Here is a 20,855-nt window from a genome sequence, read left to right as displayed (position 1 = left end):
GTGATGCTCCTGCAGGCCGCGACCCATCAGCAAGTTGAACTTCTGGTCAGTACCGCCCAGTTCGACGTCGGCCTTCAGCGCCACCGAGTCGTAGCCCTGCACCAGGGGATACAGGAACTCGTGGATGGCGATGGACTGCTGCGCGGCGTAGCGCTTGGCGAAGTCGTCACGCTCGAGCATGCGTGCCACCGTGTGCTGGCCGGCCAGGCGGATCATGCCGGCCGCGTCCATCTGTCCGAACCATTCGGAGTTGAAGCGCACTTCGGTGCGCTCGCGGTCCAGCACCTTGAACACCTGTTCCTCGTAGGTGCGCGCGTTGGCCAGCACGCCCTCGCGGGTCAACGGCTTGCGGGTGACGTTCTTGCCGGTCGGGTCGCCGATCATGCCGGTGAAGTCGCCGATCAGGAAGATGACTTGATGGCCCAGCTGCTGGAACTGGCGCATCTTGTTTAGCAGCACGGTATGACCGATGTGCAAATCCGGCGCGGTGGGATCGAAGCCAGCCTTGACGCGCAGCGGGCGGCCTGTGCGCAGGCGCGCTTCCAGTTCCTCGCGCTTGAGGATTTCGTCGGCGCCGCGGCCGATCAGGGCAAGAGACTCTTCAATCGTGGACAAAACGGAACTCCGGCGGATAAGCGTCCATGCAACATGAATGACGTTAAGTGTAGATTAACCGCGCGATGGCCGAAAACTCGTGTCGGCTCAATGGTTTGACGCGATGTTGCTCGGTGTTTATGGTAGCCGAGTTTTGAGCCCGCGCTTCGGGCTCACGAGGAAGCCTTGATGCAGCACAGCGAAAGCGATCAGAATCGCGCGCGTAAGCAGCGGTTCCAGCAACGTCTCCATGTCCTCCACGACACCGCGCTGCATCAGCGGCTGACCCAGCACCTCCCGGTCGGCCGCTGGACGCGCCGCCACTGGATCCACGCCAGCCTGTTCGCCACCATCGGTGCACTGGTGACCACGATCGTCCCCGGCTTCTCCAACGCCATCGACGTGCCGCTGCAGACCACCCACGCGACGCTCGCGCTGCCGTTGCCGCCGATCTCGCCGACGCAGCAGCAGGGCGTAGCCGGCGGCAGCTGGCAGGTGGTGCGCATCCAGCCCGGGCAGACCCTGGGCGCGGTATTCGAACAACTCGGCATCCCGGCCACTGTGATGCACCATGTGCTGGATCGCCCCGGCACCCGCGAGGCGTTGACCAGGCTGCGGCCCGGCGCCGAGATCGGCTTCGACCTGCCGGTGGCCGGCAGCCTGCGCGGGATCCGTTTCGACCGCGACGCCACCCACCGCGTGGAACTGTCCCTACTCGGCGACGACATCCACGAGAAGGTGACCCAGCGCGAGACCAGCACCCGCACGACGGTCGTCAGCGGCGAGATCAGCAGTTCGCTGTACGTGGCCGCGCGCAGGGCCGGGTTGTCGCCGTCGGCGATCGCCACGATGACCGACGAGATCTTCAAATACGACATCGACTTCGACAAGGACCTGCAGCCGGGCGATCGTTTCAGCGTGGTGATGGACGAGACCTGGCGCGAAGGCGAGCGGATCGACACCAGCAAGATCCTCGCCGCGACCTTCACCACCCGCGGCAAGACCTACAGCGGCTTCCGCTTCGAGCGCGGCGGCAAGCCGGCCGAATACTTCGACGTGAGCGGGCGACCGCTGAAAAAGAGCTTCATCCGCATGCCGGTGTCCTACAGCCGCATCAGTTCCACCTTCGGCGCGCGCAAGCATCCGGTGCTGGGCACCATGCGCATGCACAAGGGCATCGACTATGCGGCGCCGTCGGGCACACCGATCATGGCCGCCGGCGATGCGCGGGTGCAGTTCGTCGGCACCCAGCGCGGCTACGGCAACGTGGTGATCCTGGACCACGGCAAGGGCTACAGCACCCTGTACGGGCACATGTCGCGCTTCGGCGGCATCAAGGCCGGACAGCGCATCAACCAGGGCACGGTGATCGGCTTCGTCGGCATGACCGGCATGGCCACCGGCCCGCACCTGCACTACGAATTCCGCATCGACGGCGCGCAGCGCAACCCGGCGTCGGTGACGATGCCGCCGCCGACGCCGCTGGCCGGCGCGGAACTAGCCGCGTTCCGCGCGCAGACCTCGCCGGCGCTGGCGCGCATCCAGCGCGTGGAGAAGCTGATCTACGCCGATGCCGCACCGACGAAGAACGACGCAACGGCGAAGAAAAAAAGGGTCGTGGCCTCGGCCAGACCGGCGCACTCCAGCGACGCCGGCTGAGCCGCGCCGCGCTGCGGATGCCGCGGCGCGGATTGACGCGCCGCCATCCCTCGCCCACGCTGCGGCGCTGACCCCCGCCCGATGCCCTGCCATGCCCGATCCAACCACGCTCGACGACGAGGCCCTGTTCCTGGGCCTGATGTCCGGTACCAGCGCCGATGGCATCGACGCTGCCTTGGTGCGCTTCGGCGCGGATGGCCGGGCGCAGCTGCGCCTGGGTCGCAGCTATGCCTGGGCGCCGCGCCAGCGCGAGGTGCTGATCGCGCTGGGCGAAGGCGGCCAGATCAATTCGCTGGACACGTTGGGCCGGCTTGATGCGGAAGTGGCGATCGCCTTCGCCGAGGCCGCGCTGCATCTGCTCGAAGACGCCGGCGTCGCCCCTGCCGAGGTCCGCGCGATCGGCTCGCATGGGCAGACCGTGCGCCACCGACCGCTGGCCGACCCCGCCTTCACCTGGCAGTTGGGCGACGGCAATCGCATCGCCGAACTGACCGGCATCACCACGGTGTGCGATTTCCGCCGCCGCGACGTTGCCGCCGGCGGCCATGGCGCACCGCTGATGCCGGCCTTCCATGCGGCGATGCTCGGCGCCGCGCACGAAGACCGCGCAGTGCTGAATCTGGGCGGCATCGGCAATCTGACCCTGCTGCCGGCGCATGGCGACGTGCGCGGTTTCGACACCGGTCCAGCCAACGCGCTGCTCGACGCCTGGTGCCAGCGCCACCTGGGACAGCCCTACGACGCCGGCGGCGCCTTCGCCGCCAGCGGCCAGGTCGACGCCGGTCTGCTGCAGCGCTTGCTGGACGATCCCTGGTTCGCGCTGGGTCCGCCCAAGAGCACCGGGCGCGAGCAGTTCCACCTGCGTTGGGTCGATGCGCAGTTGCAGCCGGCCGCGCAGCCGGCCGCGGCGGTGCAGGCCACCTTGCTGGAGCTGAGCGCCGCCACCGTCGCCGACGCGCTGCTGGCGCAGCAGCCGGCGACCCGGCAACTGCTGGTCTGCGGCGGCGGCGTGCACAACCCGCTTTTGCTGGCGCGGGTGCTGGCGCGGCTGCCCGGCGTGCAGGTGCTGTCGACGCAGGCGCTGGGCCTGGACCCGGACTACGTGGAAGCGATGGGTTTCGCCTGGCTGGCGCGGCAGACCCTGGCCGGGCGGCCCGGCAACCTGCCTGCGGTCAGCGGCGCACGCGGGCCGCGCGTCCTCGGCGCGATCCATCTGGCCTGACCGCTGCAGCCCCCCCGGTGCCGGGCCGCGGGTGCCGGCGCGCGGCTCAGAAACCGGAGCCAGCAGGCAGTTCGCGCAAGGCAGCGATCGCTTCGGACAAGGCATCCACTTCCAGGTTTGCGAAGCCGCTGCGCACTTCGTGCTCGCTGGCGAACAAACTCTGCTCGATCAGGTTGAGCACGGTCTGGTGCTGGGTCCAGCCGCGGGCCACGGCGATGCGGCGGATCCGATCCACCAGGACGGGATCGATGTCGCGCAACAACAGGTCGGTCATACGCACTCCCGGGACATGCGGCGGCGCACCACGTGCGCCACGCCCATCATCCGCGACCGCTCGCAGGCTTTCAATCGGCCGGCGCCGCCGGTCGTTCGCGGATCCGCGGCCACAGCCAGGCCAGCAGCAGCAGAGTCGGGATCACCGTGAACGCGCTGAGCACAAAGAAGGTGCTGTAGGAGGTGGCCTCGACGATGTAGCCGGAGGCGCCGCCGACGAACTTTCCCGGCAGGTTGGCCAGCGACACTAGCAGCGCGTACTGGGTGGCGGTGAAGTTGCGATCGGTCAGCGACGACATGAACGCCACCAGCACGGTGCCGGCGAAGCCCTGGAACAGATTGTCGAAGCTGAGCGCGGCGTAGAACGACCAGAGCTGCCCTGGGTGCCTGGCCATCAACAGGAACGCCAGGTTGGACAGCGCCACGCCCAGCGCGGCGACGAACAGCATGCGCCGGAAGCCGAACGCGGCCACCGCCAGGCCGCCGGCGAAGGCGCCGACGATGCCCACCCAGACTCCGAACAGCTTGGAGACGGTCGCGATGTCGGCCTTGGTGAAGCCCGAATCCAGGTAGAACGGCCCGGACATCACCCCGATCACTTGGTCGGGGAACTTGAACAGGCCCACAAACAGCAGCAATCCCAGGCTCAGCGCGACGCCGTTGCTGGCGAAGAAGCTGGAGATCGGCTGCCAGAACGCACCGACGACGTCGATCTTGCGTACCACTGTGGCCACCGGCACCTCTGGCTCGCGGCACAGCAGCGTGGCGGCGATCGGCAGCAGCATCAGTCCGGCCATGACCAGGTAGGCCAGGGTCCAGTCGCCGAACTGGGCCAGGTACAGCGCGCCGGCGCCGGCCAGCATCAGACCGATGCGGTAGCCGAGGGTATACGTCGCGGCGAGCGCAGCCTGCGCCGATAGCGGCGCGATCTCGATCCGGTACGCATCCACCACCGAATCCTGGGTGGCGCCGGCGAACGAGGCGATGAGCACCCACAGTACCAGTCCGCCGATGCCCAGTTCCGGGCGCATCAACGCCAGCGCGGCCAAGCCGATCATGACCCCCAGCTGCGACACCAGCAGCCACGAGCGGCGCCGGCCGAGGAACGCGACCATCGGGAACGGGTAGCGGTCCAGCAGCGGCGCCCACAGGAACTTGAGCAGGTAGAAGAAGCTGGCCAGGCTGATCAGGCCGATGCTGCCCAGGTCCAGGCCGACGTCGCGCAGGCGCGTGGACAGGGTCTGCGAGGCGATCAGCAGGAACGGCAGGCCGCTGCCGAAGCCCAGCAGCGCCATCGTCGCCGCCGACGGCGTGGCGAAGGCGCGCTTGATGCCGGCCCACCCTTTGTAGGAGGCCGGCGTGGATGCGGTCGCGGTCATGCGCGGTAGTCCACCACGAACGGCGCATGGTCGGAGAAGCGCTGCGCGACATAGATCGCGCATTGCTGCAGGCGCTCGCGCAGCGACGGGGTGACCAACTGGTAGTCGATGCGCCAACCGACGTTGTTGGCGCGGGCGGCGCCGCGGTTGCTCCACCATGTGTAATCCTGGCCGTCCGGATGCAGCGCGCGGTAGGCGTCGACCCAGCCGCGGCCATTGCCCGGATCGGCGTCTTCGGCGCGATCGGCGCACAGGCCGTTGAGCCAGTCGCGCTCGGGCGGTAGGCAGCCGGAATTCTTCTGGTTGGACTTCCAGTTCCTGATGTCCAGCGCCGAGCGCACGATGTTCCAGTCGCCGCACAGCACGTAGTCGCGGCCGCTGCCCAGCCATTCCACCAGGATCGGCCGCAGCCAGTCCATGACCTGGAACTTGTAGCCCTGGCGCAGTTCGCCCGACGAGCCGGAGGGAATGTAGAACGAGACCACGCTCAGGTTGCCGAAGCGCGCCTCCAGGTAGCGGCCCTCTTCGTCGAACTCGGGCCAGCCCAGCGCGGTGCGCACCTCGTCGGGCTCGCGTTTGCTGTAGATGGCCACGCCGCTGTAGCCCTTCTTGGTGCTGGCGTCGCGGAACCAGGCGCGGTAGCCATCAGGCAGGAACGCCGGCCCGGCCAGTTGATGCTCCTGCGCCTTGGTTTCCTGCACGCACAGCACGTCGGCATGCTGGCTGGAGAACCATTCGAAGAAGCCCTTGGTGGCGGCCGAACGCAGGCCGTTGGCGTTGAAGCTGATGATGCGCATTGAACCACCCCGACTTTTCTTGGAGGCCGTTTGGTTTGAGTCAGGCCGCCTTGGCCTGAGCGGCTTGCTGCCGATGGTAAGCCGCTTGGGCTTCCGCTGGCCGGGCGTGCCCGATCGGCCCCAGCCGTGGTTTGCGGTTGAACCCGTGCACCCAGTCCAGCGTGGCCAGTTCCACCTGTTCGCGCTTGCGCCACGATCGGCGGTGGATCCCCTCGGCCTTGTACAGGCCATCGATCGTCTCGGCCAGCGCGGTGTGCCCCAAGGGCAGGCTTCGCGCTCATAGCAATCGCCCACGCGGCCCACCGACGGCTCGATCCCCGCCTCGGTCGGCCGCTCGCTGTCGCGGATGCTCACAGACTGCGAACCGCGGTCGCAGGGGTGGATCAGTACGCCCTCCCGCTGCCGCGCGTGCAGCGCCTGTTCCAGGGCGTCGAGTACGAGGTCCGTGGTCATCGAGCCCGACGCCTGCCAGCCCACGATCCGCCGCGCGGACACGTCGATCGCCAATGCCACGGACACCCTGCCCTGCCACGTCGAGACGTCGGTGAAGTCGCTGACCCACAGCGCGGTCGGCCTGGAACTGCCGGTTCCCCCGGTCCAGCGGACACGGCGGCGCCTTGTCGCTGTGCCTGGTCTTCACTGGCTTGCCACCGACCACACCACGCAGGCCCAGCCGGCGCATCCGCCGCGCCACCGTGCACCGCGCCATCTGCCGGCCTTCCCGCAGCAACTGCTTGCACACCTTGCGCACACCGTCGACCTGGCGATTCAGTCCGCCTGTGGGGCGCAGGCGCAAAGCGCCTGCGCAAACCCGGAGCCAAACAAAAGAAGAAAGGCCGATCAAAGATCGGCCTTTCTTCTTTTGTTTGGCTGCCCCGGATGGATTCGAACCACCGAATGCCTGAGTCAGAGTCAGGTGCCTTACCGCTTGGCGACGGGGCAATGTCGCGAACTGCAAGTATCGCACGCCTTCTGCGTGGGCACCAATGGTGGCTATGGGTGGACTCGAACCACCGACCCCAGCATTATGAGTGCTGTGCTCTAACCGGCTGAGCTACATAGCCTTGGTGAACCGCGGATTGTTATAGCAAATCGAACCGCTGTCAACGGATCTTTGCCGAGCTTGTGGGCCGGCCGCAGCCATGGCAGAGTCGGAGCCAGTAGATTTTTCAGGAGTCCGCATCGTGATCGATCCGGACGGCTATCGACCGAACGTGGGCATCGTGCTGATGCGACCGGACGGCCAGGTGTTCTGGGCACGTCGCGTGCGCCGGGACGGCTGGCAGTTCCCGCAAGGTGGCATGAATACCGACGAGACCCCGGTCGAGGCCATGTACCGCGAGTTGCGTGAAGAAACCGGGCTGTTGCCTGAGCATGTCGAAGTGCTCGGCGCGACTCCTGGCTGGCTGCGCTATCGGCTGCCCAACCGCGCCGTCCGCCGCAACGAACGCCAGGTGTGCATCGGCCAGAAGCAGGTCTGGTTCCTGCTGCAGATGCACTGCGACGAGAGCCAGCTGAACCTGGAGCTGACCGAGACCCCGGAGTTCGACCATTGGCGCTGGGTCGACTTCTGGTACCCGGTGGAGCATGTGGTGCTGTTCAAGCGCGGCGTCTATGCGCGTGCGCTGCGTCATCTGGCACCGCTGGCGCAGAACATCGCCGGGACCGGGATTCGCGCCATGCCGACCCTGGCACAGGAGGCATGGATGCCCGGCAACAACGCCGGCCACGAGCGTCCGCACAAGCGTCCGCGCAAGCGCGGCGGGCCCTGGGTGGTCCTTATTAGTAACGATTAACGCCTGGAATTGACAACCATTCTCGCTTTGGGTTGAATGGCGTCAGGCGCAGTCCGCGCCGCCCGCCGCCAACATCACCGTGTACGTCTGCATCTGCAATGGGGTCACCGATCGCCAGATCCGCGAAGCCGCCGCCGCCGGTTGCCGCACTGTGTCCGAGTTGGCCATGCGCACCGGCTGCGGCGCCACCTGCGGTTCCTGCCTGGACATGGCCGGCGATCTCCTGGACCGCGCGCTGTCGCGCGAGCTGCCGCTGCCGCTGCTGGGCGGATTGACCCGCGCCGCCTGAAACCACGACGCCGCGCGGATGTGCGGCGGGATGATCACGATTCGCGTTCCTTCATCGCTGTCCGCGATTCGCTAGAGTCTGCGCTTTCCGGTACTAGCGAGCAGTGCGATGAAGGGCGACAGCAAGGTCATCGAATTCCTCAACAAGGTTCTCTACAACGAACTGACCGCGATCAATCAGTACTTCCTGCACGCCAAGATGCTGAAGAACTGGGGGCTGAAGGAATTGGCCGAGCACGAGTACAAGGAATCGATCGACGAGATGAAGCACGCCGACAAGTTGGCGGACCGCATCCTGTTCCTCGAGGGGCTGCCCAACTTCCAGGCGCTGGGCAAGCTGCGCATCGGCGAAACCCCGAGGGAGATCCTCGAGTGCGACCTGGCCCTGGAGCAGGACGGCACCACTACCTTGCGCGACGGCATCGCCTACGCCGAATCGATCCAGGACTACGTCAGCCGCCAGCTGCTCGCCGACATCCTGGAGTCGGAGGAAGAACACATCGACTGGCTGGAAACCCAGCTCGATCTGATCGGCCGTATCGGCGAGCCGAACTACCTGCTGACCAAGCTCGAGGACTGAGCGTTGGCGCCGGCGCAGGGCACCGCCAGGTGCGGTCCGAGCAGCGGCTGCTGCAGCGGCATCCGTTGCTGAAGTGGCGGTTTCGGCCACGGAGGGCTCCCCGGTAGGACCGTCGCGGCTGATGGAGCCGCTCTTACAGGGCAGGGGATTGGGCTTGGGAGCGCGTGTGGGTGTGGCTGCTGCACTGGATGAGAGGCATCAGCCCGGTCCGCCGCAGTCGTGTCTGATGCGGCGCTTTCGCGCCCGAGGCGCCGCAGCCGCGGTTGCGGCGAGAACGCGCTACGACGCGGTGCGTTCGGCAGTGTCGCGCAAGGTGGTGCGGTAGCCGTTCAATGCCAGCCGCGCACGCGCGAATTCGGCGATCACCAGCGCCACCGCGGCGGCCGGACGCTCCAATTGGTGGGCGCGTACGCCGGCCTCGATGCGCAGGGCCGCCGCCGACAAGGCCAGCGCGCCGACGTTGGCGGCAGAGGACTTCAGCGTATGCGCGACCTCGCGCAGCGGCTTCAGTTGCGGAACCGCGGCGGCCTGCTCCAGGCGCTGGATCAGCTGCGGCGCATCGCTCAGGAACAGTTCGACGATCTGCGCGGTGGTCGCGCCGCCGGTGATCTCGCGCAATTCGTCGAGCACCGCGATGTCCAGCACCGGCGGCGGCATCGGCAACGGGTCGGCAACGCCAGCGGCAGGCGCAGGTAGGGCGGGCGCCGCCGGCGCCGGCGTGGTTTCTGCAGCCGCCGCGTCCGCAGGCATTGCGGCGGCGGCCGGCGCGGCAGCGGCGCCGCGCGGCGGCAGCCAGCGTCGCAGGCATTGCGCCAGGCGTTGGTGGCTGACCGGCTTGGACAGATAGTCGTCCATGCCGGCCTCCAAGCAGCGCTGGCGATCGCCGGCCATCGCATTGGCGGTCATCGCCACGATCGGCAGCCGCGGCCGCGCCGCCGCCGCCTCGGACTGGCGCCATTGGCGGGTGGCGGCATAGCCGTCCAGCACCGGCATCTGGCAGTCCATCAACACCAGGTCATAGGCCTGGGCCGAGAGCCGCGCCAATGCGGCGGCGCCGTCGGTGGCGATGTCGGCACGGTAGCCGAGCACGGCGAGCAGTTTCTGTGCGACCTGCAGGTTGACCGGGTTGTCCTCGACCAGCAGCAGGCGGTAGTCGGCAGGCGCCGAGGCTGCGCCGGCGGCCAGGTCCTCTTCCACCGCGGCGGCGGGCGCCGCGGCCGGCACTGGCACCGCGTCCGTGTCGCCTCCGGGGACGAAGGGGGGCGCCAGGGGAGGCGCCGCAGGCGCCAGCGCGAGCATTCCGCGCAGGTCCAGGTCCCCCGCCTGCCGCGACAGCAGCGCGCCGTAGGCACGGATTTCCTCCGGGATTTCCGCTTCGCCGTACAGCCAGAGCAGGCGCAGCCCGTGCGGTGCGGGCAACCGCATCACGGCGCGCTGCAGCACCCTGGCACTCTGGCGCAGGCCGTCGAGGTCGCCGATCAGGACATCGTAGGCCGGACGCGCGGGGTTGCCGGCACGCAGTCGCTCCAATGCTTCCTGGGTCGAGTCGACCTTGCTCAGCTGCACCCCCCAGTTCGGCAGCAGCAGCTTCAGGCGCTGGTACAGGCGCTGGTCGGCGCCGACCAGCAATGCGCGTAGCTGCGGCAGGCCGCCCTGCACCTGTGGCAGGTCGCCGATCACCTTCAGCAGCGGGATCTCGAACCAGAACGTGGCGCCCTGGCCGCTGCCGGATTCCACGCCGATGCGGCCACCCATCAGGTCGACGATGCGCTTGCAGATCGCTAGTCCCAGCCCGGTGCCGCCGTACAGGCGGGTGGTGGAGGCGTCGGCCTGGGTGAAGGAGCGGAACAGCCGTTGCTGCTGCTCGGCACTGATGCCGATGCCGGTGTCGCGCACCTCCAGACGCAGCAGGTGCTGTGCCGGGGTTTCGCCGAGGCGGCGCACGCGCAGCTCCACGCCGCCGCACGCGGTGAACTTGATCGCGTTGCCGATCAGGTTGCTCAGTACTTGCCGCAGCCGGACCGGGTCGCCGCGCACCGGCAGGCGCACCGCCGAATCCAACTCCAGCGCCAAGCGCAGGCCCTTGGCCTCGGCCGCGCGCTGCAGCATCTGCAGCACGTCGTCGAGCAGTTCGCGCAGGTTGAAGGTGATGATCTCCAGCTCCAGCCGGTTCGCTTCCAGCTTGGAGTAGTCGAGAACATCGTCGACGATGCGCAGCAGTTGCAGCGAGGAGGCGTTGGCCGTGCGCAGCATCTCGCGTTGATCCAGGTCGAGCTGGCCGCGCGCGATCAGCTCCAGCATCGGGATGATGCCGTTGAGCGGAGTGCGGATCTCGTGGCTCATCGTGGCCAGGAATTCGCCCTTGGCCATCGCCGCGGCCTCGGCCGCCTGCTTGGCCTGCACCAGTTCCCGTTCCAGCCGCTCGCGCAGGCGCACGTCGCGCTGCAGCGTCTCGCGTTCGGACTCGGCCAGCCCCGCGCGCGCCAGCGCCGCGTCCAATGCCGCGTCCTGCGCGCGTGCGCGCTGCCGCATGCGCGCGGCGGCGAACGCCGCCAGCAGCACGGCGGCGCCGATGCAGGCCGGTGCCAGCCGCCGCCATGGCGCCGGGGCCAGCTCCGGTACCGCCAGCAGCGCGCCGGCGAGCGCGATCGCCGCGCTCAGCGCGGCCAGCCATGGCAGGGGCCGGCGCCGGCGTGCGGGCATCGCTACAACACCGCGTTCTGGAAATCGAAGTTCAGCTCGTCGCCGACCGACTGCACCAGGTTGCCCTGAATGAAATCGACCCCGCCCATCCACATCGCGGCGGCGGCCTGTGCTTCCTCGATCTGCTGGCCGATGATCAGCAGCCCGGCGCGATGCGCCAGGTCGATCGCGGTGCGCAACTGGTCGCGCAGCCCGGCATCGGCATGCGCGCCGGCGAAGCGCGCGGACAGGCGCAGGTAGCCCAGCGGCAGCTGGCCAAACAGCGCCTCGGCTTCGGCCCCGGGTTCGAACTGGCTGAGGCAGAACTGCACGCCCAGCGGCATCAGTCGAGCGCAGAACTGCTGCAGCGTCACCGTGTGGATCAGCGCATCGTCCAGGCGCAGGTCGATCACCAGCGCGGTGCCGGCGACGCCGCGGCGGCCGATCGCCTCGACCAGCCAGTCGGCGAAGGCGCCGCGCGCCAGCGTGCGCGAGGACTGCGACACGAACAGACGCAGCGGCGGCGTCGCGTGCTGGTACAGGTGCAGCAGGCCGAGCGCATGGTCCAGCACCTGCTGGTCGAGGTCGGCGATGCGCCCGCCGGCTTCGGCCGCGGGCAGCACCTGCCCGGCCGACAGCAGTGTGCCGTCTCGCTGGCGCAGGCGCAGCAACACCTGGTACTGCGCGGTGTCGCCGCCGGCGACGGCGACGATCGGCTGGTAGGCCGGCTCCAGCTGGCCTTCGAACATCGCGATGCGGCCCAGGTCCTCTTCCTCGCGCGGCGGCGCGTACGCGGCCACGCCCTGCGGGTGCAGCCGCGCCTGCAATGCGGTGCGCTCGACCGCTTCCAGCGCGCTGCCGGCGTCCTCGAAGCCCTGTCCCAGGTCGGCGTAGCCGATCGCGCAGCGCAGGTGCACCGCCTCGTCCTCGCGCAGCGGGAAGGCGTGGCTGGCGAGGGCTTCGCGCAGCGCCTGCGCACGCTGCCGTAGCGCCTCCAGGCCGCTGTCCTGGGCCAGCAGCAGGAAGCTGTTGTCGTTGAGCCGTGCCAGCGGCTGCGGTGCGGTGACGCTGGCCAGGCGGCGCCCGGCGTGGGTCATCAGGCGTTCGAACGCGGCATAGCCGTAGCGCTCGCGCAGGCCCAGCGCGCTGGCGATCTCGATGAAGAACAGGCCGCCGCTGCGCGCGCGCAGCGCCTCGCCGAGCAGTTGCAACACGTGGGTACGGGTCGGCAGGCCGGTCTCGGGATTGTTCAGCGGCGGCGTGTCGCCCGCGCTCCGCTGCGCCTGCTGGCGCGCGCGGCGGATGCGGTTGGAAACCGCGGCGATCAGGTGCCGCGGCCGGATCGGCTTGGTCAGAAAATCGTCCGCGCCGCTGTCCAGCACATCGTACTGCAGTTCCGGATCCGGGTCGCCGGTCAGGAACACGATCGGCAGCAATCGGTGCTGCGGCTGCTGGCGGATCAGCGCGGTCAGGCGCATGCCGTCCAGGCCGGGCATGTGCAGGTCCATCAGGATCAAGTCGGGCCGGTATTCGGCGATCGCTTGCTGCACGCCGTCGCTCTGCATCTCCACCTGCGCCTGCATGCCGGCGCCGTGCAGCACGCTCTGCGCGAACAAGGCCTGCGAGCGGTCGTCCTCGACGATCAGGATGCGGTACGGCGCGTCCAGCGGCGGCGGCGCGGCGTCGCCGCTGGCGGTGCCCGGCCCGGCGGCGGGCGGCGCGTCGTCCGCCGCGCCGGACGCAAGCGCGGGCGCCGTCGGCGCGGTCATGTCGGGTGCTGCGTCGGCGGTCCAGCGCCGCCAGTAGTGCGGCGGCGGGGTCTCGGCACGGACGTTGCGCGGACGCGGTTCGTCGCGGCTGGAAAGCGGTGCGGTGTCTCTGGGGATCATCCTGTCTTTAATCCTACTTTTGCGCACGCAATTATGCGATGAAGTTCAGTAGGACAGGGCGCCATCGCGTTGCGGCCTGCCGGCGGGAGGTGCTAGCAGGCGGCGGACGCTGCGCCACAACGCGCGCCACACCCACCACACCAGCAACGCGCCCAGCGCGCTCGCTCCCAATAAGGCGATCAATGCCAGCCACGGATGCGCCAAGGCCAGCGCCAGCGTGGCGATCACCACCGAATCCTCGGCCAGCGAGGCGATCCAGTTGCTGACCGGTTCCGGCGAGGTGTTCAGCAAGGCGCGCGAACCGGCCTTCAGCACATGACTGGTGAGCGCGACGCCGGCGCCAGCGGCCAGCGCGCCGCCGCTCAGCTGGCCGTCCGGCGACAGCGTGGCCGCGGCCAGGAAGGCGCCGGCCGGGACCCGGGTCAGGGTCTGCAAGAAGTCCCAGACCGAATCCACGCCGGGAATCTTGTCGGCGCAGAACTCGGCCACGGCCAGCGCGCCGGAGGTGCCGAGCACCCAACACGACGCGGTCGCCTGCAGCGCCGGCGGCAGCTCCAGCCAGCCGAGCAGGCCGGCCATGCCGATCCCGAACACGGTCAGGTAGACGCGGATGCCCGCCAGCCAGGCCAGCAGGATGCCGATTACGAAGAGGTGGGCGTCGGTCATGGCAAGCGCTTCCGCATATGCGCGTATTGGCGGCCACTATCGGCCAAGCGTGCGGCGAAGGCCAGCGCGGGGCCGGCGCGTGCGCCGGGCGCTGGCGGCGGCTCGGTCCGGCGCCAGTCAGACGGGTGGCTTACACTAGCCGGCCGGCCGAACTCCGTGAGGATCGACGCCGCGGCCGCTTCGGTGGCGCGGCCTTGACGATGAACCGACCCATACCCCGATTCCAGATCGTGCCCAACGGCGCCGCGCCGCGCCGCGGACGCGGCCTGTGGCTGCTGATCGGCGCCGCCTGGCTGCTGTCGCTGGGCGCGGCCTGGGCGCTGGCCAGCCGCCAGGCCGCGCCGCAGCTGGGCGCGGTCAGCGCGCGGCTGCGCGAGTCCGAACGCCAGGTGCAGGCGCAGCAGCAGCAGATCGAGACGCTCAACCAGCGCCAGGCCACCCTGGCCCGCTCCGACCAGATCAGCCGCGCCGCCAACAACGAGGTGCAGAGTTCCCTGGCCGAACGCGACGAGGAGATCGCCGGGTTGCGCGCGGATGTGGCCTTCTACGAGCGCCTGGTCGGCGCGACCGGCCAGCGCAAGGGCCTGACCGTGCATTCGGTGGAGTTCTCGGCCGAAGCCGGCGGCACCTGGCACTACAACGTGGTGCTGACCCAGAACCTCAACCGCGGCGCGATCAGCCGGGGGCAGCTGCGCTTGGCGGTGGAAGGCGTGCGCGGAGGCAAGCTGGCCAGCGTGGGCTGGGACGAACTGCATCAGAAGAGCGGCGTGCCCGGCCAGGACTATTCGTTCCGTTACTTCCAGCAATTGCATGGCAGCGTGATCCTGCCCAAGGATTTCACCCCGCAACGGGTGCGAGTCTCGCTGTCGGGCGGCGGGGCGCCGGTCGCCCAGAGTTTCGATTGGACATTGGCCGGCAACGGCTAAAGGGGAATAGGCAGCATATGTTCGGAAGCAAGAACGGCCGCAGCAGCGGCCAGACCGTGGTCGATACTTTGATCGGCGCGCAGGTGGTGATCCGGGGCGACCTGGTGTTCAGCGGCGGCCTGTACGTGGAAGGGCGCATCCTGGGCAAGGTGCTGGCCGAGGACGGCGCGCCGGCGACGCTGACCCTGTCCGAGCACGGCAGCATCGAGGGCGAGGTACGTGCGCCGATCGTGGTCATCAACGGCCAGTTGATCGGCGACGTGCATGCCGCCGAGCGCGTGGAGCTGGCGCCGAAGGCGCGGGTGCAGGGCAACGTGCACTACCAGGTGGTGGAGATGAACGCCGGCGCGCAGCTGACCGGACGGCTGATCCACGCCGGCAGCCTGGCCGCCCTGGCCCCGCCGGAGCACCTGCACCAAGACCCGCAGGCCGAGCCGGCGCAGCGCGCGCTGACCCCCGCGGACGCTTGATTTGGGCGTCGGCCGCCCCCATTCTGTCGCCATGAGCACTCTCGTTTCCCTGCCCGGCCCCGCGCCCACGCCCGACTACCAGTCGCTGGAGCGGCCGCTCAACTTCACTCAGGCCGCTGCGGCCAAGGTGCGCGAGTTGATCGGCGAGGAAGGCAACGCGGCGCTGGCGTTGCGCGTGTACATCCAGGGCGGCGGTTGCTCCGGCTTCCAGTACGGCTTCGAGTTCGACGAGAACTGCGCCGAGGACGACCTGTCGGTGCGGACCGACGATGTGGCCCTGCTGGTCGACCCGCTGAGCCTGCAGTACCTGATGGGCGCGGAAGTGGACTACAGCGAGGGCCTGCACGGGGCGCAGTTCGTGATCCGCAATCCCAACGCCAAGACCACCTGCGGCTGCGGCAGCAGCTTCAGCGTGTAGACACGCTGCGGCTTGCCGGATGCGCGGTTTGCCTGGACCCTGCGCCGGATGTCCGACCTGACGCCCGCCCCCTTCGCCTTCGCCGGCGCTGCCATCGACCGCGCCGACGCGCTGCGCGACGATCGGGCGGCACTGCGCCGTGCCTGGACCGAGGCGCGCGTGCTGCTGGTCGATGCCGACGGCAATGCCCATGCCGATGCGGACGGCCATCCGTCGCCGCTGACCGGCGCGGCGCTGGGCGACGTCGTCGAGCAGGCGATCCTCCTTGGCCTGTATGGCGGCAGCGTCTGGTTCGCGCTGGCCGCGGCCGTGCTCGACGCGGACCTCGACCCGCCGCAACGCATGGACCTGCGCCGCGCCGCGAGCCAGTGGCCGGCCGCCGAGTCCGGCCTGTTCGCCTACGCCCGCGGCATGCTCCACTGGCAATCGCGCACCCGCTTCTGCGGCGTCTGCGGCGGCGCCGTCGTGTTTGGCCGGGGCGGCTTCCTCGGGCAGTGCACGCAATGCGCCAGCGAGCACTATCCGCGCGTGGACCCGGCGGTGATCGTCGCGGTCGGCGACGGCCGGCGGCTGCTGCTGGGCCGCCAGGCGAGCTGGCCGGCGCGGCGCTATTCGGTGATCGCCGGCTTCGTCGAGCCGGGCGAGTCGCTGGAGCAGACGGTGGCGCGCGAGGTGGCCGAGGAAGCCCGGGTGCGGGTGCGGCCCGGCAGCTGCCGCTATTTCGGCGCGCAGCCATGGCCGTTCCCCGGCGCGCTGATGCTCGGCTTCAGCGCGCTGGCCGAACCCGACGCGCCGCAGGTGGATGGCGAGCTGGAAGACGCACGCTGGTTCGAGCGCGACGAGGTCGGCGCCGCCCTGCAGCGTGCGGCGGCGCATGGCGACGGCGCCGACGACGGGCGCAGCCTGCGCCTGCCGCCGCACATCTCCATCGCGCGCGCGCTGATCGAGGACTGGCATCGCCGCGCCGGCGGTTGCGCGTAGAGCGCCGCGCCGGCGCGGCGGCGCAGCCACACATGGGCACACGCTTCAGAACCGGTCCCGGAGGATCTGCATGTTCACTACCCTGGTCGCTGTGATCGTTGCGCTGGTGCTGGGCCATGTCGCGCCCGGCATGGTGGCCTCGTTGCGCCGCTTCGACGCCTATGGCGACTGGCTGTCGTGGCTGGATGCGCGTGCCGGCGCGGGCAGCGGCTGGCGCGGCCGCTACGGCATCACGCTGGCGCTGCTGCCGGCGCTGTTGCTGGTCGGCCTGTTGCAGTGGCTGCTGGATGCGCCGCACCTGGGCCTGCTGACGCTGCTGTTCGGGGTGCTGGTGCTGGTCTTCAGCTGGGGACCGCGCGACCTGGACATCGACGTGGAAGCGGTGATCGAGGCCGACGACATCGCGGCGCGGCGCGGCGCGGTTGCGCAGCTGCAGGCCGATGGCGGGCCGCTGCGCGAGGACCCGGCAAGCCTGGTCGAGGCAGTGGCGTTCAGCGCGCTGCGGCGCTGGTTCGCGGTGCTGTTCTGGTTCCTGCTGCTGGGGCCGTTCGGCGCGCTCGGCTACCGCCTGTTGGCGCTGGCCGCAGTCGGCGCGTATGCGCCGCGGTTGCCGCTTGGCACCGCGCTCGGCGCGCGCACCGCGCTGGCGGCGCTGGAATGGCCGGTGGCACAGCTGATGACCTTCTCGCTGGCGCTGGTCGGCAATTTCGAGACCGTGTTCGGCGCCTGGCGCGCGACCGGCGGCCATCGCTGGCGGCTGGACACCGGCTTCCTCGGTCCGGTGGCCTGCGCCAGCGTGCGCGGCGAACTCGACGCCGAGGCGCACGATTACAGCGATGCCGGCATGGCGGTGCCGCTGATGCGGCGGCTGCCGGAGCTGCGCGATGCGATGAGCCAGATCTGGCGGATGCTGCTGTTGTGGCTGGGGGTGCTGGCGCTGCTGGTGATCGCTGGTTGGGTCGGCTGACGCAACCGGCGCGACCGTATGCCGCGTCCTAACCCGGCGCGAGCAGGGTGAAGGGGAACCACGGTAGGTTGCGCGCGATCCAGTAGCCCGGCAGCGCCAGCAGCCAGAAATTCGGCCGCGACACCACCGCGACCACCGGCGCGAACCATGCTGCGCGCCATCCGGCCTTCCACGCGACCAGGCACGGCAGCAGGGCCAGGCCCAGCATCGCCCCGGGATTCATCGCCAGGGCGCCGAGCGGGTCCAGGTGCAGCAGCGCGTGCAAGGCTCGGGTCATGCCGCAGCCGGGACAGTAGTAGCCGGTGAGCGCATGGAACAGGCACGGCGCGAACGGATTGTCCGCGGCGTTGGGATCGAACCGGTACAGCGCCACGCCGCCGGCCGCCGCGAGGGCGGTGGCGGCGCCGAGGCACGCCCGCTGTTGCCAGGCGCGCATGCGGTCAGTGCATCTGCTGCATCTGCTGCACGTACTCTATGTAGCGCTGCATGCCGCCGGTGGCGATCAAGCCGATGTTGATCAGCAGGCCGACGATGGCCAGCGCGGTGGTTACCCAGCACCAGGTCTTGGCGCTGTTGGAGGCGCGCCGCGCGCCTTCCAGGTCGCCCTGGTTGAGCAGCCCGTTGACCTTGCTGGAGAACACGATCGCGACGATGCCGGTGATGATCGATGGGCAGCACAGGCAGAAGCCGAGCACCGTGGCGATGATCGCCCAGGCCAGGTGATTGGGAATCGCGCCGGGCACGGGGGCGGGCGGGGGCGTGACGGGGCCGACGGTGCTCATGTGGATCTCCTTGGGTAGCTATGCGCTGGGCATGGGGCGAAGTCTAACGGTTGTGCCTGCGATCGGACATGCATCACCGCGCTCAACCGGGTGCCAGCGGGGTGAACGGATACCACGGCCGCTTGTTGCGCAATCCCGCGTGGCCGAGCAGCAGACCCGCGGCGGCTCGGCTAGGAGCTACAGCAGCGGCGCCGGCGGGCGCGGCCCGGCGGCATTGCGCACCATGACCACCGCCAGCAGCGGCAGGGCCGCGACCGGCAGCGGATTGCTCGCCAGGGCATGGGCCAGGTCCCGGTGCAGCAGCGCGTGCCGCCGCCGCCCGGGCAGTACAGGCCGGTGCGCGTAGGAACGGGCACGCCGGCGAGGGGTGCCGGGCAGCTCGGGGGCGACCCGGCGCAGCGCCAGCGCCGCCGCCATGCCGCTCAGCGCGGCAAGCGGCAGCCGCCAAGATGGACGCCGCTGCCGATGGCCGGAGAGTGCGGGCGCGCATGGCGTGTTCCCGGCGCTCAATCCACCCGAGGCGGCGCTTCCAGGCACCCTGGCGTTCAGGCCGCATCCCCGCGCAGCTGCCGCACCTGCGCTTCCAGCAGCTCGGCGCTGGCCTCGGCGGCCGCCACCGGCGCGCCGGCGATCACCTCCACGTGCGCGCGGAACCGGCGCGGCACGCGCATGCGCCGCAGCCGCGAATCGCGCTTGCTCCACATGCTGGTCCACATGTTGCGCAGCGCCATCGGCAGCACCGGCACCGCGCGGCGCTCGAGGATCTTCTCCATGCCGGACTTGAACGTGACGATGGCGCCGTCCTTGGTCAGCGCGCCCTCCGGGAAGATACACACCAGCTCGCCCTCGGCCAGCGCCGCGTCGATCTCGTCGAACGCGTGCTGCATCAGCGCCGGGTCCTCGCGCGCGCCGGCGATCGGGATCGCCTTGGCGGTGCGGAAGATCCAGCGCATCACCGGGATGTTGAAGATGCGGTAGTACATGACGAAGCGCACCGGGCGCGGGATCGCCGCGGCCAGCACCAGCGCGTCCATGTAACTGACGTGGTTGCACACGATCAGCGCTGCTCCCTCGTCGGGCACGTGCCGCTCGATGCCGTGCAGGCGCAGCCGGTACAGCGCGCGCACCATCACCCAGCTGAGGAAGCGCATCAGGAATTCGGGGACGATGCTGAAGATCCAGATCGCCACCACCGCGTTGGCGATGGCCAGCGCCAGGAACACCTGCGGAATGCTCAGCCCCGGCATCGGGATGCGCGTGCCGAACAGGGTCAGCTGCTGCATCTGCAGCGCGATGCCGACCATCGCGGCGATGACGATGAACATCGAGTTCTGGATGTTGAGCCCGGCGATGACGCGCGACAGTTCCGCCTTCGGCGTGCGGCTCTGGATCAGCGCGAACAACGGCACCACGAACAGGCCGGTGCACAGGCCGATGCCGACCAGGTCGAGCATGATCCGCCAGCTGCCGGCCTGGCGCACGAACTGGCCGATGTCCAGCCCGGCCTGCAGCGCGCCGCCGGGGCGTGCGAAATACAGGTCGAGCATGAACGCGCTGATGCCGAACGCGCCCAGCGGCACCAGGCCGATCTCCACGGTGCGCCCGGACAGCTTCTCGCACAGCAGCGAGCCGGTGCCGATGCCGATCGAGAACAGCGCCAGCGCGAAGATGTACAGGTCCTGCGCGCCACCGAGGTTGAGTTCGGCGTAGGTCGGCAGCTGCGCGGTGAGCACCGTGCCGACGAACCAGAACCAGGACACGCCGAGCACCGCGTTGCGCACCGCCAGCCGGCGCCGGGTCAGGCGCATGATCGCCAGCGACTCGGGCAGCGGGTTCCAGTTGATCTTCAGTTGCGGCGCGCCTGCGTCGACCCTGGGAATGGCGCGCGCGACCAAGTTGCCGGCGACCGCCAGCGCGATCACCGCGGTGGCCGCGGCGATCGGGCCGTGGCTGCCGGCGATCTGGAAGATCAGCCCGCCCAGGATCATGCCGCACAGGATCGAGATCGAGGTGCCCATCTCGACCAGGCCGTTGCCGCCGGTCAGTTCCTCCGGCTTCAGCACCGACGGCAGGATCGAGTACTTCACCGGGCCGAACAGCGTGGACTGCAGGCCGGTGCAGAACAGCGCGACCAGCAGCACCGCCATGTTCTCGGTCAAAAAGCCGACCGCGGCCAGCGACATGATCGCGATCTCCATCGTGGTGGTGATCACCACCAGCCGCGATTTCTCCAGCTTCTCGGCGATCTGCCCGGCCAGCGCGGAGAACAGGAAGTACGGCAGGATGAACAGCGCCGGCGCCAGGTTGGTGTACAGCGTGCGCTGTTCGGGGGTCACGCTCAGGTAGAACAACAGGCCGATGATCGCCTGCCGGTAGACGTTGTCGTTGAACGCGCCCAGCCCCTGGACCACGAAGAACGGCAGGAAGCGGCGCTGCTTCAGCAGGGCGAACTGACTATGGCCGGACATGCAGGCTCCTTTGCGAAC

The 20,855-nt window shown here is 69.5% G+C and carries 21 protein-coding genes, 2 tRNA genes and 1 pseudogene (1 of these 24 cut by a window edge); 10 read left to right on the top strand and 14 right to left on the bottom strand.

What is annotated here, in order from left to right; genetic code table 11:
- Nucleotides 1–615 carry the 5' portion of a tyrosine--tRNA ligase gene (gene tyrS, locus G4Q83_RS20910; protein ID WP_128420636.1) on the bottom strand. The gene continues 597 nt to the left of window position 1, outside the view, so 615 of the gene's 1,212 nt are visible here — the first part of the coding sequence; the start codon lies at nucleotides 613–615; its stop codon lies off the left edge, out of view.
- A gap of 168 nt (nucleotides 616–783) precedes the next feature.
- Between tyrS and G4Q83_RS20905 the strand changes: the two genes are divergently transcribed.
- Together G4Q83_RS20905 and G4Q83_RS20900 are read left to right on the top strand one after the other, a co-directional pair.
- Entirely contained in the window at nucleotides 784–2,253 is a 1,470-nt protein-coding gene (locus G4Q83_RS20905) for a M23 family metallopeptidase (protein WP_128420637.1), read from the top strand.
- Nucleotides 2,254–2,344: 91 nt separating this feature from the next.
- Nucleotides 2,345–3,475, top strand: coding sequence for an anhydro-N-acetylmuramic acid kinase (locus G4Q83_RS20900; RefSeq protein WP_128420638.1), 1,131 nt, complete (start codon nucleotides 2,345–2,347; stop codon nucleotides 3,473–3,475).
- Nucleotides 3,476–3,521: 46 nt separating this feature from the next.
- On the opposite strand, the gene G4Q83_RS20895 is transcribed toward G4Q83_RS20900, so the two are convergent.
- From G4Q83_RS20895 to G4Q83_RS20865, 6 genes and pseudogenes are all read right to left on the bottom strand, one after another.
- Entirely contained in the window at nucleotides 3,522–3,749 is a 228-nt protein-coding gene (locus G4Q83_RS20895) for a hypothetical protein (protein WP_128420639.1), read from the bottom strand.
- Nucleotides 3,750–3,819: 70 nt separating this feature from the next.
- Nucleotides 3,820–5,127 (bottom strand): AmpG family muropeptide MFS transporter, encoded by a 1,308-nt coding sequence (locus G4Q83_RS20890; RefSeq protein ID WP_128420640.1) that lies wholly within the window; start codon nucleotides 5,125–5,127, stop codon nucleotides 3,820–3,822.
- Nucleotides 5,124–5,924: an exodeoxyribonuclease III gene (locus G4Q83_RS20885; RefSeq protein ID WP_128420641.1), complete on the bottom strand. Its 801-nt coding sequence runs from the start codon at nucleotides 5,922–5,924 to the stop codon at nucleotides 5,124–5,126. Before G4Q83_RS20885 ends, G4Q83_RS20890 begins: the two co-directional genes overlap by 4 nt.
- 40 nt (nucleotides 5,925–5,964) lie before the next feature.
- A pseudogene (locus G4Q83_RS23845) lies at nucleotides 5,965–6,693 on the bottom strand (DDE-type integrase/transposase/recombinase); the annotation flags it as partial.
- A 98-nt stretch (nucleotides 6,694–6,791) separates the two neighbouring features.
- A tRNA-Gln gene (locus G4Q83_RS20870) sits at nucleotides 6,792–6,866 on the bottom strand.
- A 45-nt stretch (nucleotides 6,867–6,911) separates the two neighbouring features.
- Nucleotides 6,912–6,988 (bottom strand) — tRNA-Met (locus G4Q83_RS20865).
- 120 nt (nucleotides 6,989–7,108) lie between these two features.
- On the opposite strand from G4Q83_RS20865, the gene G4Q83_RS20860 reads away from it, so the two are divergent.
- The 3 genes from G4Q83_RS20860 (at nucleotide 7,109) to bfr (ending at nucleotide 8,588) form a co-directional block, all read left to right on the top strand.
- The gene (locus G4Q83_RS20860; RefSeq protein WP_128420642.1) at nucleotides 7,109–7,720 is read left to right on the top strand and encodes an RNA pyrophosphohydrolase; all 612 of its coding nucleotides are present in this window, start codon (nucleotides 7,109–7,111) and stop codon (nucleotides 7,718–7,720) included.
- Nucleotides 7,721–7,799: 79 nt separating this feature from the next.
- Nucleotides 7,800–8,009, top strand: coding sequence for a (2Fe-2S)-binding protein (locus G4Q83_RS20855; protein ID WP_128420643.1), 210 nt, complete (start codon nucleotides 7,800–7,802; stop codon nucleotides 8,007–8,009).
- Nucleotides 8,010–8,117: 108 nt separating this feature from the next.
- Nucleotides 8,118–8,588, top strand: a complete 471-nt coding sequence (gene bfr, locus G4Q83_RS20850) for a bacterioferritin (RefSeq protein ID WP_128420644.1) — start codon at nucleotides 8,118–8,120, stop codon at nucleotides 8,586–8,588.
- A 279-nt stretch (nucleotides 8,589–8,867) separates the two neighbouring features.
- On the opposite strand, the gene G4Q83_RS20845 is transcribed toward bfr, so the two are convergent.
- From G4Q83_RS20845 to G4Q83_RS20835, 3 genes are read right to left on the bottom strand one after another with little or no spacing between them, the layout of a single operon-like run.
- On the bottom strand, nucleotides 8,868–11,258 hold the full coding sequence (locus G4Q83_RS20845) for a hybrid sensor histidine kinase/response regulator (RefSeq protein ID WP_425480298.1): 2,391 nt from the start codon (nucleotides 11,256–11,258) through the stop codon (nucleotides 8,868–8,870).
- Between the two features lie 35 nt (nucleotides 11,259–11,293).
- The gene (locus G4Q83_RS20840) at nucleotides 11,294–13,159 is read right to left on the bottom strand and encodes an EAL domain-containing protein (RefSeq protein WP_128420645.1); all 1,866 of its coding nucleotides are present in this window, start codon (nucleotides 13,157–13,159) and stop codon (nucleotides 11,294–11,296) included.
- A gap of 45 nt (nucleotides 13,160–13,204) precedes the next feature.
- Entirely contained in the window at nucleotides 13,205–13,825 is a 621-nt protein-coding gene (locus G4Q83_RS20835; protein WP_128420646.1) for a DUF4126 domain-containing protein, read from the bottom strand.
- Nucleotides 13,826–14,025: 200 nt separating this feature from the next.
- Here G4Q83_RS20835 and G4Q83_RS20830 point away from each other — a divergent pair, with 200 nt between their 5' ends.
- The 5 genes from G4Q83_RS20830 (at nucleotide 14,026) to G4Q83_RS20810 (ending at nucleotide 17,587) form a co-directional block, all read left to right on the top strand.
- Nucleotides 14,026–14,751, top strand: a complete 726-nt coding sequence (locus G4Q83_RS20830; RefSeq protein ID WP_128420647.1) for a DUF6776 family protein — start codon at nucleotides 14,026–14,028, stop codon at nucleotides 14,749–14,751.
- Between the two features lie 17 nt (nucleotides 14,752–14,768).
- On the top strand, nucleotides 14,769–15,221 hold the full coding sequence (locus G4Q83_RS20825) for a bactofilin family protein (RefSeq protein WP_128420648.1): 453 nt from the start codon (nucleotides 14,769–14,771) through the stop codon (nucleotides 15,219–15,221).
- Between the two features lie 31 nt (nucleotides 15,222–15,252).
- Nucleotides 15,253–15,639 carry an iron-sulfur cluster insertion protein ErpA gene (erpA, locus tag G4Q83_RS20820; RefSeq protein ID WP_128420649.1) on the top strand — a complete coding sequence of 129 codons (387 nt, stop codon included), beginning with the start codon at nucleotides 15,253–15,255 and terminating at the stop codon, nucleotides 15,637–15,639.
- Between the two features lie 48 nt (nucleotides 15,640–15,687).
- Entirely contained in the window at nucleotides 15,688–16,620 is a 933-nt protein-coding gene (gene nudC, locus G4Q83_RS20815) for an NAD(+) diphosphatase (protein ID WP_128420650.1), read from the top strand.
- A 70-nt stretch (nucleotides 16,621–16,690) separates the two neighbouring features.
- Nucleotides 16,691–17,587, top strand: coding sequence for a hypothetical protein (locus tag G4Q83_RS20810; protein WP_128420651.1), 897 nt, complete (start codon nucleotides 16,691–16,693; stop codon nucleotides 17,585–17,587).
- Between the two features lie 28 nt (nucleotides 17,588–17,615).
- Here G4Q83_RS20810 and G4Q83_RS20805 read toward each other — a convergent pair whose 3' ends face one another.
- From G4Q83_RS20805 to G4Q83_RS20790, 4 genes are all read right to left on the bottom strand, one after another.
- Nucleotides 17,616–18,023 (bottom strand): DUF2752 domain-containing protein, encoded by a 408-nt coding sequence (locus G4Q83_RS20805; protein WP_128420652.1) that lies wholly within the window; start codon nucleotides 18,021–18,023, stop codon nucleotides 17,616–17,618.
- 4 nt (nucleotides 18,024–18,027) lie between these two features.
- Nucleotides 18,028–18,369, bottom strand: coding sequence for a CD225/dispanin family protein (locus tag G4Q83_RS20800; protein ID WP_128420653.1), 342 nt, complete (start codon nucleotides 18,367–18,369; stop codon nucleotides 18,028–18,030).
- A 177-nt stretch (nucleotides 18,370–18,546) separates the two neighbouring features.
- A complete protein-coding gene (locus G4Q83_RS23840) occupies nucleotides 18,547–18,786 on the bottom strand; it encodes a hypothetical protein (RefSeq protein WP_246432188.1) in 240 nt (79 codons plus the stop codon).
- Nucleotides 18,787–18,914: 128 nt separating this feature from the next.
- Nucleotides 18,915–20,837: an MFS transporter gene (locus G4Q83_RS20790; protein WP_128420654.1), complete on the bottom strand. Its 1,923-nt coding sequence runs from the start codon at nucleotides 20,835–20,837 to the stop codon at nucleotides 18,915–18,917.
- Nucleotides 20,838–20,855 lie beyond the last annotated feature (18 nt).

Source organism: Xanthomonas theicola, from assembly GCF_014236795.1.
Taxonomy (GTDB): domain Bacteria; phylum Pseudomonadota; class Gammaproteobacteria; order Xanthomonadales; family Xanthomonadaceae; genus Xanthomonas_A; species Xanthomonas_A theicola.
The sequence above is the reverse complement of the archived record's forward strand: the minus strand, read 5'-3'. Positions and strand labels throughout refer to the sequence as shown.